Source organism: Pseudomonas xantholysinigenes (assembly GCF_014268885.2).
GTDB lineage: Bacteria > Pseudomonadota > Gammaproteobacteria > Pseudomonadales > Pseudomonadaceae > Aquipseudomonas > Aquipseudomonas xantholysinigenes.
Genome location: NZ_CP077095.1, coordinates 1,700,364 through 1,716,181 on the forward strand (window position 1 = coordinate 1,700,364; position 15,818 = coordinate 1,716,181).

General features: G+C 64.1%; 12 protein-coding genes, 4 tRNA genes and 1 pseudogene. 13 read left to right on the forward strand and 4 right to left on the reverse strand.

The features are described 5' to 3' along the window. The first annotated feature begins 103 nt into the window (after positions 1–103). From accD to HU772_RS07795, 11 genes are all read left to right on the forward strand, one after another. A complete protein-coding gene (accD, locus tag HU772_RS07745) occupies positions 104–997 on the forward strand; it encodes an acetyl-CoA carboxylase, carboxyltransferase subunit beta (protein WP_186662762.1) in 894 nt (297 codons plus the stop codon). Then, complete coding sequence (gene folC, locus HU772_RS07750) at positions 997–2,304, forward strand: bifunctional tetrahydrofolate synthase/dihydrofolate synthase (protein ID WP_186662761.1); 1,308 nt, start codon at positions 997–999, stop codon at positions 2,302–2,304. Before accD ends, folC begins: the two co-directional genes overlap by 1 nt. After that, positions 2,288–2,962: an SPOR domain-containing protein gene (locus HU772_RS07755; protein WP_186662760.1), complete on the forward strand. Its 675-nt coding sequence runs from the start codon at positions 2,288–2,290 to the stop codon at positions 2,960–2,962. Before folC ends, HU772_RS07755 begins: the two co-directional genes overlap by 17 nt. A gap of 201 nt (positions 2,963–3,163) precedes the next feature. After that, positions 3,164–3,718, forward strand: a complete 555-nt coding sequence (locus tag HU772_RS07760; RefSeq protein WP_186662759.1) for a CvpA family protein — start codon at positions 3,164–3,166, stop codon at positions 3,716–3,718. Positions 3,719–3,760: 42 nt separating this feature from the next. Beyond that, entirely contained in the window at positions 3,761–5,266 is a 1,506-nt protein-coding gene (purF, locus tag HU772_RS07765) for an amidophosphoribosyltransferase (protein WP_186662758.1), read from the forward strand. A 15-nt stretch (positions 5,267–5,281) separates the two neighbouring features. Beyond that, entirely contained in the window at positions 5,282–6,493 is a 1,212-nt protein-coding gene (locus HU772_RS07770) for an O-succinylhomoserine sulfhydrylase (RefSeq protein ID WP_186662757.1), read from the forward strand. Further along, a complete protein-coding gene (locus HU772_RS07775) occupies positions 6,490–7,263 on the forward strand; it encodes an SDR family oxidoreductase (protein ID WP_186662756.1) in 774 nt (257 codons plus the stop codon). The genes HU772_RS07770 and HU772_RS07775 overlap by 4 nt, the downstream gene beginning before the upstream one ends. Positions 7,264–7,548: 285 nt before the next feature. Continuing rightward, positions 7,549–7,624 (forward strand) — tRNA-Val (locus tag HU772_RS07780). Between the two features lie 79 nt (positions 7,625–7,703). Continuing rightward, a tRNA-Asp gene (locus HU772_RS07785) sits at positions 7,704–7,780 on the forward strand. An 83-nt stretch (positions 7,781–7,863) separates the two neighbouring features. Next, positions 7,864–7,940, forward strand: a tRNA-Asp gene (locus HU772_RS07790). A 141-nt stretch (positions 7,941–8,081) separates the two neighbouring features. Continuing rightward, positions 8,082–8,158 (forward strand) — tRNA-Asp (locus HU772_RS07795). Positions 8,159–8,251: 93 nt separating this feature from the next. Here the strand turns inward: HU772_RS07795 and HU772_RS25205 are convergent. Both HU772_RS25205 and HU772_RS25210 read right to left on the reverse strand, forming a co-directional pair. Continuing rightward, entirely contained in the window at positions 8,252–8,965 is a 714-nt protein-coding gene (locus HU772_RS25205; protein ID WP_437182428.1) for a methyl-accepting chemotaxis protein, read from the reverse strand. A 189-nt stretch (positions 8,966–9,154) separates the two neighbouring features. Continuing rightward, positions 9,155–9,625: pseudogene (locus HU772_RS25210) on the reverse strand (hypothetical protein); the annotation flags it as partial. 404 nt (positions 9,626–10,029) lie between these two features. Here HU772_RS25210 and HU772_RS07805 point away from each other — a divergent pair. After that, on the forward strand, positions 10,030–10,845 hold the full coding sequence (locus tag HU772_RS07805; protein ID WP_186662799.1) for a DUF2242 domain-containing protein: 816 nt from the start codon (positions 10,030–10,032) through the stop codon (positions 10,843–10,845). Positions 10,846–10,937: 92 nt separating this feature from the next. Here the strand turns inward: HU772_RS07805 and HU772_RS07810 are convergent, their stop codons facing one another. Together HU772_RS07810 and HU772_RS07815 are read right to left on the reverse strand one after the other, a co-directional pair. Then, positions 10,938–11,972, reverse strand: a complete 1,035-nt coding sequence (locus HU772_RS07810) for an AraC family transcriptional regulator (RefSeq protein ID WP_186662798.1) — start codon at positions 11,970–11,972, stop codon at positions 10,938–10,940. 4 nt (positions 11,973–11,976) lie between these two features. Next, positions 11,977–13,095, reverse strand: a complete 1,119-nt coding sequence (locus tag HU772_RS07815) for a nitrilase-related carbon-nitrogen hydrolase (protein ID WP_186662797.1) — start codon at positions 13,093–13,095, stop codon at positions 11,977–11,979. 271 nt (positions 13,096–13,366) lie between these two features. Between HU772_RS07815 and HU772_RS07820 the strand changes: the two genes are divergently transcribed. After that, positions 13,367–15,403: an NADPH-dependent 2,4-dienoyl-CoA reductase gene (locus tag HU772_RS07820; RefSeq protein WP_186662796.1), complete on the forward strand. Its 2,037-nt coding sequence runs from the start codon at positions 13,367–13,369 to the stop codon at positions 15,401–15,403. Positions 15,404–15,818 lie beyond the last annotated feature (415 nt).

Below are 15,818 nucleotides of genomic sequence, written 5' to 3' on the forward strand. Positions count from 1 at the left end.
TGGCGAGGCCATGGCCGGCCCATCGTCGCTTTACACAAGAATTTGAGCTCAAGGGCAGGGCAGGGCCGTCAGGGTCCCCCGGCCAATACTGGAGAAAGCAAGCATGAGCAACTGGTTGGTAGACAAACTGATCCCTTCGATCATGCGTTCCGAGGTGAAGAAGAGCTCGGTGCCGGAAGGGCTGTGGCACAAGTGCCCGTCCTGCGAAGCCGTGCTGTATCGCCCGGAGCTGGAAAAGACCCTCGACGTCTGCCCTAAGTGCAACCACCACATGCGTATCGGCGCCCGTGCGCGCATCGATATCTTCCTCGATCCAGAAGGCCGCGCCGAGCTGGGTGCCGACCTGGAACCGGTCGATCGCCTGAAGTTCCGCGACGGCAAGAAGTACAAGGACCGCCTGACCGCTGCGCAGAAGCAGACCGGCGAGAAGGACGCGCTGATTTCCATGAGCGGTACCCTGATGGGCATGCCGATCGTGGTCAGCGCCTTCGAGTTCTCCTTCATGGGCGGTTCCATGGGCGCCGTCGTCGGTGAGCGGTTCGTGCGTGCCGCCAACTACGCCCTGGAGCATCGTTGCCCGATGGTCTGCTTCTCCGCTTCTGGCGGTGCGCGCATGCAGGAAGCACTGATCTCGCTGATGCAGATGGCCAAGACCTCCGCAGTGCTGGCGCGTCTGCGCGAAGAAGGCATTCCGTTCATCTCGGTACTGACCGATCCGGTCTACGGCGGCGTTTCGGCCAGCCTGGCGATGCTCGGCGATGTGATCGTCGGTGAGCCCAAGGCGCTGATCGGCTTCGCCGGCCCGCGGGTGATCGAGCAGACTGTACGCGAGAAACTGCCCGAAGGCTTCCAGCGTAGCGAGTTCCTGCTGGAACACGGCGCCATCGACCTGATCATCTCCCGCGAAGAGCTGCGTCCGCGCCTGGCTCGCCTGCTGGCGCAGATGACCGGCCAGGCCACCCCGGAAGCGGCCAAAGAGGTCGCTGCGGTCGCGTGATGAACCAGCGCTCCCTGGGCGACTGGCTCGCCTACCTCGAACAGCTGCACCCTTCGGCCATCGACATGGGCCTGGAGCGCTCGCAGCAGGTATTGGCTCGCTTGGGGCTGGGGCGGTTGGCGCCACGCGTGGTGACGGTTACCGGTACCAACGGCAAGGGTTCGACCTGTGCCTTCGTTGCTGCGTTGCTGCGAGCCCAGGGGCTCAAGGTCGGGGTCTACAGCTCGCCGCACCTGCTGCGCTACAACGAGCGGGTGCTGCTCGACGGCGCCGAAGCCAGCGATGAGCAGCTGTGCCAAGCCTTCGCTGCCGTCGAGGCGGCGCGGGGCGAGATCTCGCTGACCTACTTCGAGATGGGCACGCTGGCGGCGTTCTGGCTGTTCAGGCAGTCCGCCCTGGATGCCGTGGTGCTCGAGGTCGGCCTGGGTGGCCGGCTGGATGCGGTCAACCTGGTGGATGCCGATATTTCGCTGGTCACCAGCATCGGCGTCGATCATGCCGATTACCTTGGCGACACCCGCGAGTCGGTGGCGTTCGAAAAGGCCGGGATCTTCCGCGCCGGCAAGCCGGCCTTGTGCGGTGACCTGGACCCGCCGCAGCCGTTGCTGGACAAGGTGCGCGAGCTCAACTGCCCGTTCTTCCTGCGTGGCCGCGATTTCGACCTGGCCGTGAGTGCTGAGCATTGGCAATGGCATGGCCGCCGGCTCGACGGCGCGACGGTTCAGCTGCATGACTTGCCATTGCTCGACCTGCCGATGGAGAACGCCAGCCTGGCGCTGCAGGCGTTCCTGCTTATGGGCCTGCCCTGGAACGAGGCGCAGGTGCGCCAAGCGTTGCAGGCAGCGCGCATCACCGGGCGTCTCGACCGGCGCGAGCTGAGCTTCAAGGGCAGGCGCGTCGAGCTGATGCTGGATGTCGGTCACAATCCACATGCGGCCGAGTACCTGGCCCGCCGCCTGGCGGCACGTGCACCGCGAGGGCGGCGCCTGGCGGTGTTCGGCCTGCTCGCCGACAAGGACCTGGAGGGCGTGCTCGCGCCCTTGCATGCCCTGGTCGATGAATGGGCAGTGACGCCGCTCGCCACGCCACGCAGCCGTCCGGCCACGGAGCTGGCCCAGGCCTTGACGAACCTCGGCGCGACGGTGAAGTCTTACCCCAGTGTCGCCGCGGCCCTCGAGGGGCAGTGCGCGCAGGCGACGGCGGATGACCAGATCCTGCTGTTCGGTTCGTTTTTCTGCGTCGGCGAGGCCTTGGCCTGGCTCGAGCGGCAGGTCCCAGAGGATGGAGTAGATGGCAGTGCTGGATAAAGGAATGAAACAGCGCATGGTCGGTGCGCTGGTGCTGGTGGCGCTGGCGGTGATCTTCCTGCCGATGTTGTTCACCCGCGAGGACGAGATGCGCCAGGTGCGTGTCGAGGCGCCCGAGGCGCCGGCCATGCCGAGCCTACCGCAAGTGCAGGTGGAGCCGGTCCAGGTGCTGGAGCCTCAGCCGTTGCCGGAGCAGAACGAGCAGCCGCCGGTGGTGGTCAACGAGTCCACGGCGCCGGTGACGACGCCGAGCCAGCCTATCGCGCCGGTAACCGCCGTTACCCCGCATGCGCAGCCCAAGCCGCAGACCCCGGTACCGACGCCGCCGGTCGCCAAGGTGGAGGCGCGTCCGACGCCTGCGCCGAGTGTGGCGCCCGCCGCCAAGCCTGCCGCGCCGTCGAAGATCGATGTCAACGGCCTGCCGGTGAGCTGGTCGATCCAACTGGCCAGCCTGTCGAATCGGGCCGGTGCCGAAAACCTGCAGAAGACCCTGCGCAGCCAAGGCTACAACGCCTATATCCGTTCGGCGGATGGCATGAACCGGGTATTCGTCGGGCCGCTGATCGAGCGCGCCGAGGCCGAGCGCCTGCGTGATGTGATCAACCGCCAGCAAAACCTCAAGGGCATCGTGGTGCGCTTCCAGCCGGAGCGTGGCTGACGCCTGACTGTCGACACAAGGCCGCTCCTACAGGTGCGTGCAGGATTTTGCCGGCGTGGGATTGCCTCGCGAGGGCTTTTCAGGGGGCACAAAGCTGTCCCCAAAGTCAGCCTCCAGCCCTTCAAACGCCTGACATTCCGCTTACCCCCAAGCCCTTTGCTCTGGTAAAATGCGCCGCCTCAAACGTCGGCAGGCAGCACCGTGGCATTTACCTGGGTTGATTGGGCGATCATCGTGATCGTCGCCATTTCATCGCTGATCAGTCTCAAGCGCGGCTTCGTCAAGGAAGCCTTGTCCCTGCTCATCTGGATAGTCGCCGGTGCGGTGGCCTGGATGTTCGGCGGGTCGTTGTCACAGTACCTGGAAAGCTATATTCAGACCCCTTCCGCACGGGTCATTGCCGGCTGCGCCATTTTGTTCGTCGCCACCTTGCTGGTGGGGGCGATGCTCAACTTCCTTATCGGCGAGCTGATCCGCGTGACCGGGTTGTCCGGCACCGATCGTTTCCTCGGCATGGCCTTCGGCGCCGCGCGCGGCGCCCTGCTGGTGGTGGTGGCCGTCGGGCTGCTGAGCCTGGGGCCGGTACAGCAGGATCCGTGGTGGCAGGAATCGCGCCTGATACCACAATTTCTATTGGTAGCCGACTGGTCGAAGAACCTGATCCTCGGGTTCACCGGCCAGTGGATGTCCAGTGGGGTCAGCGCACCCGTTGACCTTCCGTTCAAGGAACAGCTGCTCGGACCTACCCGGCCCTGAGCGCTTTTCACTCAAGTTTCATCAAAGTAGGGGTTGCGTCGCATGTGTGGCATCGTCGGTATCGTCGGTAAGTCGAACGTCAATCAGGCGCTGTATGACGCGCTAACCGTGCTCCAGCACCGCGGCCAGGACGCTGCCGGTATCGTGACCAGCCACGACGGCCGGTTGTTCCTGCGCAAGGATAACGGCCTGGTGCGCGACGTCTTCCAGCAGCGCCACATGCAGCGCCTGGTGGGCAGCATCGGTATCGGCCACGTGCGCTACCCGACCGCCGGCAGCTCGACCTCGGCCGAGGCCCAGCCGTTCTACGTCAACTCGCCGTATGGCATCACCCTGGCGCACAACGGCAACCTGACCAACGTCGAGCAGTTGGCCAAGGAGATCTACGAGTCCGACCTGCGCCACGTCAACACCAACTCCGATTCCGAAGTGCTGCTCAATGTGTTCGCCCACGAGCTGGCGGTACGCGGCAAGTTGCAGCCGACCGAGGAAGACGTGTTCGCCGCCGTTTCCCATGTGCATAGCCGCTGTGTCGGCGGCTATGCGGTGGTGGCGATGATCACCGGCTACGGCATCGTCGGCTTCCGCGACCCCAACGGCATCCGCCCGGTGGTGTTCGGCCAGCGTCATACCGACGAAGGCGTCGAGTACATGATCGCTTCGGAAAGCGTGGCCCTGGACGTGCTCGGCTTCACCCTGATCCGCGACCTGGCCCCGGGCGAGGCGGTGTACATCACCGAAGGCGGGCAGATGTTCACCAAGCAGTGCGCGGAAAACCCGAAACTGCAGCCGTGCATCTTCGAGCATGTCTACCTGGCCCGTCCGGACTCGATCATCGACGGTGTTTCGGTGTACAAGGCGCGCCTGCGCATGGGCGAGAAGCTGGCCGAGAAGATCCAGCGCGAGCGTCCGGACCACGATATCGACGTGGTCATCCCGATCCCCGACACCAGCCGCACCGCCGCGCTGGAGCTGGCCAACCACCTGGGCGTCAAGTTCCGCGAAGGCTTCGTCAAGAACCGCTACATCGGCCGTACCTTCATCATGCCCGGCCAGGCCGCGCGCAAGAAGTCGGTACGCCAGAAGCTCAACGCCATCGAACTGGAATTCCGCGGCAAGAACGTGATGCTGGTGGACGACTCGATCGTACGCGGCACCACCTGCAAGCAGATCATCCAGATGGCCCGCGAAGCCGGCGCCAAGAACGTCTACTTCTGCTCCGCGGCCCCTGCGGTGCGCTACCCCAACGTCTACGGCATCGACATGCCGAGCGCTCACGAACTGATCGCCCACAACCGTACCACCGAACAGGTGGCCGAGTTGATCGGCGCCGACTGGCTGGTCTACCAGGACCTGCCGGACCTCATCGACTCGGTCGGGGGCGGCAAGATCAAGATCGAGCATTTCGATTGCGCGGTGTTCAACGGTGAGTATGTCACCGGCGATATCGACGAAGCCTACCTCGAGCGCATCGAGCAGGCTCGTAACGACCTGGCCAAGGTGAAGAACCAGGCGGTCAGCGCGATCATCGACCTGTACAACAACTGATTTGGGAGCGACGGCATGACCGATCAATGGGATGCCGGTCGACTGGACAGTGACCTCGAGGGTGTCGGTTTCGACACCCTGGCGGTGCGCGCCGGTCAGAACCGTACACCGGAGGCCGAGCACAGCGAAGCGCTGTTCCTGACTTCCAGCTATGTCTTCCGCACGGCCGCCGACGCTGCCGCGCGCTTTGCCGGCGAAACGCCGGGCAATGTCTATTCGCGCTACACCAACCCCACCGTGCGCGCGTTCGAAGAGCGCCTGGCGGCCATGGAAGGCGCCGAGCAGGCCGTGGGCACCTCCACCGGCATGGCGGCGATCCTCGCCGTGGTCATGTCGCTGTGCAGCGCCGGCGACCATGTGCTGGTGTCGCAAAGCGTGTTCGGCTCGACCATCAGCCTGTTCGAGAAGTACTTCAAGCGTTTTGGCGTGCAGGTGGACTACGTGCCGCTGGTCGACCTGGGCGGCTGGGAGCAGGCCATCAAGGCCAATACCAAGCTGCTGATCGTCGAGTCGCCGTCCAACCCGTTGGCCGAACTGGTGGATATCAGCGCCCTGGCCGAGATCGCCCACGCCCGTGGCGCGATGCTGGTTGTCGATAACTGCTTCAGCACCCCGGCCTTGCAGCAGCCGCTCAAGCTGGGTGCCGACATCGTGTTCCATTCGGCGACCAAGTTCATCGACGGCCAGGGCCGTTGCATGGGCGGTGTGGTGGCCGGCCGCGCCGAGCAGATGAAAGAGGTGGTGGGCTTCCTGCGCACTGCGGGCCCGACCCTGAGCCCGTTCAACGCCTGGATCTTCACCAAGGGCCTGGAAACGCTCAAGCTGCGCATGCGCGCCCACTGCGAGAGCGCCCAGGCGCTGGCCGAATGGCTGGAGCGCCAGGACGGCATCGAGAAGGTTCACTATGCCGGCTTGCCGAGCCACCCGCAGCATGAGCTGGCCAAGCGCCAGATGAGCGGTTTCGGTGCGGTAGTCAGCTTCGAGGTCAAGGGCGGCAAGGAAGGCGCATGGCGCTTCATCGACGCGACCCGGGTGGTCTCGATCACCACCAACCTGGGGGACAGCAAGACCACCATCGCCCACCCGGCAACCACCTCCCATGGCCGTCTGACGCCACAGGAGCGTGCGGCGGCGGGTATCCGTGACAGTCTGATTCGCGTGGCGGTCGGCCTTGAAGACGTTGCCGACCTGCAGGCGGATCTGGCGCGCGGCCTGGCGGCGCTGTGATCGACTGGAAGGGTGGCGAGCCGGACCATAACGGTCGGGTAGCCCTGGTGACCGGTGCCGCGCGCGGCATCGGCCTGGGCATCGCCGCCTGGCTGGTCTGTGAAGGCTGGCAGGTGGTGCTCAGCGACCTTGACCGCCAGCGCGGGCCACGGGTAGCCAAGGCACTGGGTGGTAACGCCTCATTCATCAGCATGGATGTGGCTGACGAAGCCCAGGTCAGTGCCGGGGTGTCCGAGGTGCTGGGGCGGTTTGGGCGCCTGGACGCGCTGGTGTGCAACGCGGCGATTGCCAATCCGCACAACCAGACCCTCGAGAGCCTGTCGCTGGCGCAGTGGAGCCGTGTCCTGGCGGTCAACCTCAATGGTCCCATGCTGCTGGCCAAGCATTGCGCGCCGTACCTGCGCGCCCATGGCGGGGCGATCGTCAACCTGACGTCCACCCGCGCCCGGCAATCGGAACCGGATACCGAGGCCTATGCGGCGAGCAAGGGCGGTCTGGTGGCCTTGACCCACGCATTGGCCATGAGCCTGGGGCCGGAGATTCGCGTTAACGCGGTCAGCCCGGGCTGGATCGATGCCCGTGACCCGTCGCAACGCCGTGCCGAGCCGTTGAGCGAGGCCGACCATGCCCAGCACCCGGCGGGCAGGGTCGGTACGGTGGAAGACGTGGCGGCGCTGGTGGCCTGGCTGCTGTCGCGCCAGGCGGGGTTTGTCACTGGCCAGGAGTTCGTGGTCGATGGCGGGATGACGCGCAAGATGATCTACGCCTGAGGCTTGTGCCTTGGTTGAGAAGGGGACCGAAAGGTCCCCTTCTTGCATTTGCCTGTACCGGCCCTTTCGCGGGCAAGCCCGCTCCCACAGGTTTCAGAAGCCGGGTTTGTCTGTGGGAGCGGGCTTGCCCGCGAAAGGGCCGGTGCGAACAACCGAAATACCATTAGTGAAGCAGGGCGTTTTCCCTCTTTTTGAAAAAAACTTCAATGGGGGTATTGACTTAGCATCGGTACCTGCGTAAATTTCGCGGCCTCAGCGAAGCAAACGCAACAAGCAACATCGCGGGGGTGATTAGCTCAGCCGGGAGAGCATCTGCCTTACAAGCAGAGGGTCGGCGGTTCGATCCCGTCATCACCCACCACTTCCTGAGACGTTCCTGGTTCAGCGGTTTCGAAAGAAGCCAGTTGGCAGAGAGGAACAGGACGCAAGTCCAGCACTGCGCGGCGGTAGTTCAGTCGGTTAGAATACCGGCCTGTCACGCCGGGGGTCGCGGGTTCGAGTCCCGTCCGCCGCGCCATTTTTATCCAGGTGGGTGCTTGCACCGATCTGAGGCCGCAAGGCCAGATCCCAGTTTCAATCAGGCGCAAGCCTGAACGATACGCAGCGGTAGTTCAGTCGGTTAGAATACCGGCCTGTCACGCCGGGGGTCGCGGGTTCGAGTCCCGTCCGCTGCGCCATCTTCTGCCACGAGCCCCTTGAACAGCTCAAGGCAAACCAGAAAGGGCGATTACAAGTCGCCTTTTTTGTGCCTGGCTTTCGCGCTCCAGCGCTTGAAAGCTCAGATCCCAGTTTCAATCGGGTGTAAGCCCGAACGATACGCAGCGGTAGTTCAGTCGGTTAGAATACCGGCCTGTCACGCCGGGGGTCGCGGGTTCGAGTCCCGTCCGCTGCGCCATCTTTGCCTCGAGGCCCTTGAACACCTCGAAGCTACAAAAAAAGCGACCTCAGGGTCGCTTTTTTTGTGCCTGATGTTTGCCGTGGCAACTGCTCACAGGCGGAAATTGCCAACCAGCCCCTCTAGTTCATCGCCCAAGTGCTTGAGCCCCGTCGATGCCAATTCAATTTCCCGAGTGGCTTCGAGCGAATGCTTGGCCACATCCCGCACATTGTCGACATTGCCGCGAATGGTCTCGACCACGGCGTTCTGTTGTTCGGTGCTGGCGGCAATCTGCTGGTTCATGTCTTGGATATCATCGACGCTACGGGTGATGACCTGTAACGCTGCGCCGGCTTGGTTGGCCAGTTGCACAGTGTCGCCGGCAACATGACGACTGTCATGCATCCGTTCCACCGCGCGGCGCGCGCCTGTCTGCAGCGTGGCGACCAGTGTCTCGATTTCGGCGGTGGAGCGCTGGGTCCGTTGGGCCAGGCCGCGCACTTCGTCGGCGACGACCGCGAAGCCGCGTCCGGCCTCGCCAGCGCGTGCGGCCTCGATCGCGGCATTGAGGGCCAGCAGGTTGGTTTGTTCAGCCACCGAATGAATGACGGTCATGATGTTGCCGATCTGCTCGGTGGCGGCTGACAGTTGCTGTACGGCCTCGGTGCTGTCGTCGATGTCCTCGGCCAGTTGGATAACCTGGCGTTGGGTGTCGATCACCACCTGGTGGCTCAGTGCGGCCTGGTCGCTGGCTTCACGGGTGGCGGCACTGGCCAGCGAACTGTTCTGCGCGACGTCCTGTACCGCGCACGCCATCTGGCTCATGGCGGTCGCTACCTGATGGGTTTCGCCCTGCTGGCTGATGGCGCCGTGGCTGGTGCGCTCGATCACGCAGGCTAGTGAGGTGGAGGCGTCGGCCAGCCGAGCGGTCACCTGCCCGATACGTTGCAAGATGTCACGCAGGTTGCCTCTGCTGCGCTGCAATGCTCGTAGCAGCAGCCCGAACTCATCGTGACGTTCGGCGAGTGTGATGGCGCGCAGGTCGCCTTCGCCCATGTGGCGGGCCATGTCGAGGGCTTGCTGCAGGGGTGTGCAGATCTGGCGGATCAGCAGCCAGGCAACCAGGCAGGCGAGCAGCAAGGTCAGGCAGAACAGGCCAAGCATCAGGCTGCGGCGTTGGCTGAATTCATGCGCGCTGACGGCGTTCTGTTGAGTGATCAGCGCATTGACCTGTTCAATTGCCAGCAGTACCCGTTCAAGCTGTTGCTTGCCGACGGCGCCGCCCAGTTGCCCTGTGCCTTGTTGCAGAAGCCGGTCAAGGCTTTGCAGGTAGTCGCGCATCAGGCTGCGGGTGGCGCTGAGGTTGGTCTGGGCCTGGGGATAGGGCATCTTTGCCAGGTTTTCGTCGATCAGCGAATCCATTTCTCGGTAGGCCTGGCGCAAGGCGGCGAGATCGTCCGGTGCTTGGTCGAGGGCGTAGGCCATTTGCGCGGCACGGATCTCGTTGAGGTTGTCGAGGATGTAGTTGACCGAGACCAGGCGTTCGGCGCGGTGGGTCAAGCTACCCAGACTCAGGGTGGCGGTGAGGGCGAGCAGGGCGACCAGGACCACCAGCGGGGCAAGACTCAGGAGCAGTTTCAGGCGTACCGAGAGATTTTTCACCGGGAGTTCCTTGAACGTTCGTACGTAGTGGCGCACGAGTCTAGCGGCGTAATAGCCAAGGTTTAGTTAGGCAGTTTTTGTGAAGTAAGTAGGAAGCATCCCCCTTGGATGTAGTCTCGTTCTCTGGTGGGGCCGCGAGGCTTTACATGAACCTTTTACCGCCGAGGTTTCGGTGCCTCACAGATGTGTTGCACAATAGGCACCCTTCGATTTACCCGGAATCCACGATGTCCAGATCTACCGTCTACGGTGCGCTCGGGCTGGCCCTTGTGCTGGCGGGCGTGGCCGGTTGCTCCTCGAAAAAGCCTGCCGTGTACGAGCACGAGAACTTCGATGACTCAGGCACCTTCTCGCGCACCTTCCCGGCCAGCGAAGCCGGTACCTGCGAGGCCGCACGGCGCGCGTTGCTCAGCCAGGGCTACATCATCACCAGTAGTGATGCCAACCAGGTCGCCGGCAACAAGAGTTTCCAGCAGAACGCCGAGAATCACCTGCAGATCAGTTTCAATATCACCTGTGTGCCGGACATGGGCGACAAGCAGCGTTCGACCATGTTCGCCAATGCCCTGCAGGATCGTTACGCGTTGAAGAAGTCCAACACCTCCGCCAGCCTGGGCGTGGGTGTGCTGGGCTCGGTGTCGATGCCGATTGGCTCCACCGACGACTCGATGGTCAAGGTCGCCAGCGAGACGGTCACGGCCACGCAGTTCTATGACCGTTATTTCGCCTTGGTGGAAAGTTACCTGCCAAAGCCGAAGCAGCCTGAAAAGGCCGAGACTGTGGCGCCGAAGGAAGAAAAACCGGCTGCCGACCTGGGGCTTCCGGAGCCTGCGCCCAGTGCCCAGGCACCCGCTCAGCCGGCCCCGGAGGCTGCGGTCGACAGCACGCCGCCTGTCGCCAGCGAACCTGCTCCGGTGCCAGTCAGTGAAGCGCCTGCCGCCCCCTTGGTGGATGACAGCCAGGGTTCGCAACCTATCGCCCCGCCCATCGAGGCGGCGCCGATCCAGGTGCAGCAGGAAGCGCCTGCGCCCGCCGTGCAATAGCTGCGGCGAAGTACCTGCAGGAGTCAGCCACCGCGGCCTCTGGTTCGCCCGCAAGGCCGGCTCCTATAGGGCCCGGCAGCAGGCGTTGGCGGCTAGGGCAACTGCTGGCGGCGGAACGCCCCTGGTGTCAGCCCCGTCCAGCGCTTGAACGCTCGCTGGAACGCCTCGGCCGAGGCAAATCCCAGCAGATAGGCAATCTCGCCGAAGGCCAGTGCCGTGTCGCGGATATAGGTCTCGGCCAGGTCGCGCCGGGTGTCGTTGAGCAGGTCGCGAAACCCGGTGCCTTCCTCGGCCAGCTTGCGGCGCAAGGTCCAGGAGGGCATTTGCAGGTGCCGTGCGACTTCCTCCAGGTCTGGTTCGCGCCCACCATTGAGCAGTGGGCCCAGCAGGTGGGTGATACGCTCGCCCAGGCTGCGGATGCGGGTGCGCTGGGCCAGATCCGTTTCGCACAGTTGCAGCAGGTACTGCCAGGTACTCGGGCAATGCTGCGGGTTGGGCAGGGCCAGGGTGGCACGGCTCAGGCGCAGTTGGTTGGCCGTGGCGGCGAACTGCACCGGGGTGCTGCACAGGCCTTGGTACTGCGCGGCATAGCTGGGTGCCTCGAACTCGATTTCCAGGCGCTCGGCCTGCACGGGTCGGGCTGCCAGGGTGGCGAGCTGGGCCAGCCAGCCGCTGAGCAACGAGTCGACCACGAAACGGTTGTAGTCGTTGTAGGGGCTGATGGAATAGAACTGCAGCCAGGCGCCTTGGCTGTCTTCCAGAAAGCGCGATTGCCCTCGGTAGTTACCGGCGTACAGGGGCTCGAAGCGCAGCAGGGTGCGCGCGGCGTCGCCTACGGTAGGTGCCTGGGCGGCGGTGACCCCGGCCAGCCCGGCCTGGGCCAGGCGGCTCAGGCGGCCCATGTGCAGGCCCAATGCCGGCTCGCCGCAAAGGGCGATGGCGGCGTGGCCCAGGTGCATGTAGCGCGGTATTGACAGTCGCGCCCCGGCCTCGGCCAGGCGCGGCGCATCGAGGCCGTAGCGCAACAGCAGCGGGTGCGGATCGTGGCCCTGCGCTTGCAAGGCGTCGGCCAGCGGCTGGATAAAACCTACCGAAAGATCGCCCAGGCGCACACGGGGTCGCGACATGGCCTCACAGCCACAGGTTGAGCAGGCGGGCGCCCTGGCTGGCGTCTCCGACCCACAGTGTGCCGGCCTGGCTGGCAAAACCCTGGCCATCGCTGCCCAGTTCCCAGAACTGGCCGCGCATGAACACACTCATGCTGGTGACGCCACTGGCGCCTGTCTGGGTCAGTTGTTGCCAGGCGCTCTGTTCGCTGGTCTGGCCACGCTGCAATGGCAGGCTGGCGGTCTGCTCCTGGTGGCGGTTGCCGCGCCAGGGCATTTGCCAGCTGTGCCTGCCGCTGAGGAACACCGGGTTGGCGATCAACTGCACCGATTGCCCGGCCAGTTGCTGGTAGTTGCCCGGATACCAGCTGTCGCTGCCGATCAGCACGCCCAGGCGCCCGGCCGGAGTCTGCACAACCTGCAGGGGGTGGTCGCGGCCGTCATGGATATAGCGGCGGTTTTCGCTGTCGGGGTACTGCTGGCGCTGGGGTTGGCCCAGTACCGAGCCGTCGCCGGCGAACACCAGGCTGCTGTTGAACAGGGGGCCGCTGCCGGCGCGCAGCACACCATCTTCCACATAAGGCGCTGGCAAGACGATGGAGCCGGCCACCAGGGTGACGCCGAATTCCCGGGCCAGGTTACCGAACAGTTGCTGATAGTCGGTGGCCATCTGCGAGGCCTTCATGCGCAGGTGCGCATCCGCGCGGCGGTCGTCGCCGCTGGCGGCCAGCATGGCCAAGCCGTAGCGCAGCGGGTTGCTCAACTCCAGCCATTGCCAGGCCTCCCGTCGCTGGGTGACCTGGTACAGCTCGCGCTTTTCGCCTCGGGCCCAGAGCCAGGTGCCGATATGTTCAGGTAGCACCACTACGGTCCGGGGGTTGATCAAGCCCTGGTCGCGGGCCTGTTGCAGGTAGGCCGAGAGTTTGCGGTGCAGGCGGCTGAGGTTCTGGTAGTCGACCGGGTAGAGCAGTGGCTCGATGCCCAGCAGGTTGCCATGTTCGCCCGGCACGCCCTGGTTGAGGGCCAGTTCGATACGCAGGTCGGACAGGTAATGGCCTTCCGGCCGTTGCAGGGTCCAGAAGCCGTAGCCGCAGAGGGCGGCGATGAGGACCAGCGCAAAGGCGCCGGCTAGCAGATTACGCATGGAACCTTTGATTCGCCGAGGGATTGAATGAGCGCGAGCAGTCGTACGGCAAGTTAGCACAGAGCGTGCGGGCAAAGAAGAACGCTCGGCGTAGCGACCGTGCAGCGGGCTAAGGGTGTTACTCCTGTGCAGTTGGATCAGCAGGTTGTCAGTTTTGATCATTGAGCCTGTTCAAACGCCTGTTTAATGTCGGCTTCAGACAAACGACGGGCCCTGCCGCAGTGGCAGAGGTATCCGCATTCCGTGATCACGCCACCTGTGGAGCTCATCCATGGCTATCGACCGTTACCCGCACCTGCTGGCCCCTCTCGACCTGGGCTTTACTACCCTGCGCAACCGCACCCTGATGGGTTCGATGCACACCGGCCTGGAGGAACGCCCCGGCGGCTTCGAACGCATGGCCGCCTATTTCGCCGAGCGTGCCCGTGGTGGCGTTGGCCTGATGGTCACAGGCGGCATTGCGCCGAATGACGAGGGCGGGGTGTATTCCGGCGCCGCCAAGCTGAGCACCGAGGAAGAAGCCGACAAGCATCGCATCGTCACCGAAGCGGTGCATGCCGCCGGCGGCAAGATCTGCCTGCAGATCCTCCACGCTGGGCGTTATGCCTACAGCCCCAAGCAGGTGGCGCCAAGCGCGATCCAGGCGCCGATCAACCCGTTCAAGCCCAAGGAGCTGGACGAGGAAGGTATCGAGAAGCAGATCCACGACTTCGTCACCTGCGCCAGCCTGGCCCAGCGCGCTGGTTACGATGGTGTCGAGATCATGGGGTCCGAAGGCTACTTCATCAATCAGTTCCTTGCCGCCTACACCAACCATCGCACCGACCGCTGGGGCGGCAGCTACGAAAACCGCATGCGCCTGGCAGTGGAGATCGTGCGCCGTGTGCGTGAAGCGGTGGGGCCGAACTTCATTATCATCTTCCGCCTGTCGATGCTCGACCTGGTCGAGGGTGGCAGCACCTGGGACGAAATCGTGGTGCTGGCCAAGGCGATCGAACAGGCCGGGGCGACGCTGATCAACACCGGGATCGGCTGGCACGAGGCGCGGATTCCGACCATCGCGACCAAGGTGCCGCGTGCGGCGTTCAGCAAGGTCACCGCCAAACTGCGCGGCGCGGTGAAGATTCCGCTGATCACCACCAACCGCATCAACACTCCGGAAGTAGCCGAGACGGTGCTGGCCGAGGGCGATGCCGACATGGTCTCCATGGCCCGGCCATTCCTGGCCGACCCGGACTTCGTCAACAAGGCCGCCGCCGGGCGTGGCGACGAGATCAACACCTGTATCGGTTGCAATCAGGCGTGTCTGGACCACACCTTTGGCGGCAAGCTGACCAGTTGCCTGGTCAACCCGCGGGCCTGCCATGAGACCGAGCTCAATTACTTGCCGGTACTGAACGTCAAGCGTATTGCCGTGGTCGGCGCCGGCCCGGCGGGGCTGGCAGCTGCCACCGTGGCTGCCGAGCGCGGTCATGAGGTGACGTTGTTCGATGCTGCCGGCGAGATCGGTGGGCAGTTCAACGTGGCCAAGCGTGTGCCAGGCAAGGAGGAGTTCTACGAGACCTTGCGTTACTTCCGCAACAAGGTGCGCAGTACTGGGGTCGAGTTGCGCCTGAATACACGCGTCGATGTGGCCGCGCTGGTGGCTGGCGAGTTCGACGAGATTATCCTGGCCACCGGTATTGCCCCGCGCACGCCGGCCATTCCCGGCATCGACAACGCCAAGGTGCTGAGCTACCTGGACGTGCTGCTCGATCGTAAGCCGGTGGGTGAGCGGGTGGCGGTGATCGGTGCTGGCGGTATTGGTTTCGACGTATCCGAGTACCTGGTGCACAAAGGCGTGGCCAGCAGCCAGGACCGTGAGGCGTTCTGGAAGGAGTGGGGGATCGATACCCACCTTGAGGCTCGGGGTGGCGTGGCTGGGATCAAGGCTGAGCCGCATGCGCCGGCGCGGCAGGTGTACTTGTTGCAGCGCAAGAAGAGCAAGGTCGGGGATGGCCTGGGCAAGACTACCGGCTGGATCCATCGCACGGGGTTGAAGAACAAGCAGGTGCAGATGCTCAACAGCGTCGAGTACTTGAGTGTGGATGATGCTGGCTTGCATGTGCGTATTGGCGAGGGTGAGCCGCAGTTGCTGGCGGTGGACAACATCGTCGTCTGCGCGGGGCAGGAGCCGCTGCGTGAGTTGCATGAGGGGTTGGTGGCGGCCGGGCAGTCGGTGCACCTGATCGGCGGTGCCGATGTGGCGGCCGAGTTAGATGCCAAGCGGGCGATCAACCAGGGGTCGCGGTTGGCTGCAGAGTTGTAATGGCCTGACCGGCTTGGTTTGACAGGCTGGCTCCTGCAGTTTTGGCGAATTATTCGTTACTTCTGTAGGAGCCGGCTTGCCGGCGAATAATTGGTTCAACTAAAACTTGATCCAAAGCCAAACTTCCCCAACGCGCTCTTCGCTCTTCGCTCTTCGCTCTTCGCTCTTCGCTCTTCGCTCTTCGCTCTTCGCTCTTCGCTCTTCGCTCTTCGCTCTTCGCTCTTCGCTCTTCGCTCTTCGCTCTTCGCTCTTCGCTCTTGTTTTTGCTTTTGCTTCTAAGCGCGCGATAGTTCAGGCGCCACCAGTTGCGACTTCAGGAGCGAGGGGACCCCGGAGCGAAGCGTAGGGGCCGGATGAATGGAGCGAGGATTTTTTGGTTCCTTTTTGATCCTTCAAAAAGGGACCCGCCGTAAGG

What these genes read in the sequence shown, in the direction of transcription:
- accD (WP_186662762.1), top strand. Translation starts at nt 104, where the DNA reads ATGAGCAACTGGTTGGTAGACAAACTGATCCCTTCGATCATGCGTTCC.
- folC (WP_186662761.1), top strand. Translation starts at nt 997, where the DNA reads ATGAACCAGCGCTCCCTGGGCGACTGGCTCGCCTACCTCGAACAGCTG.
- HU772_RS07755 (WP_186662760.1), top strand. Translation starts at nt 2,288, where the DNA reads ATGGCAGTGCTGGATAAAGGAATGAAACAGCGCATGGTCGGTGCGCTG.
- purF (WP_186662758.1), top strand. Translation starts at nt 3,761, where the DNA reads ATGTGTGGCATCGTCGGTATCGTCGGTAAGTCGAACGTCAATCAGGCG.
- HU772_RS07770 (WP_186662757.1), top strand. Translation starts at nt 5,282, where the DNA reads ATGACCGATCAATGGGATGCCGGTCGACTGGACAGTGACCTCGAGGGT.
- HU772_RS25205 (WP_437182428.1), bottom strand. Translation starts at nt 8,965, where the DNA reads ATGAGCCAGATGGCGTGCGCGGTACAGGACGTCGCGCAGAACAGTTCG.
- HU772_RS07805 (WP_186662799.1), top strand. Translation starts at nt 10,030, where the DNA reads ATGTCCAGATCTACCGTCTACGGTGCGCTCGGGCTGGCCCTTGTGCTG.
- HU772_RS07810 (WP_186662798.1), bottom strand. Translation starts at nt 11,972, where the DNA reads ATGTCGCGACCCCGTGTGCGCCTGGGCGATCTTTCGGTAGGTTTTATC.
- HU772_RS07815 (WP_186662797.1), bottom strand. Translation starts at nt 13,095, where the DNA reads ATGCGTAATCTGCTAGCCGGCGCCTTTGCGCTGGTCCTCATCGCCGCC.
- HU772_RS07820 (WP_186662796.1), top strand. Translation starts at nt 13,367, where the DNA reads ATGGCTATCGACCGTTACCCGCACCTGCTGGCCCCTCTCGACCTGGGC.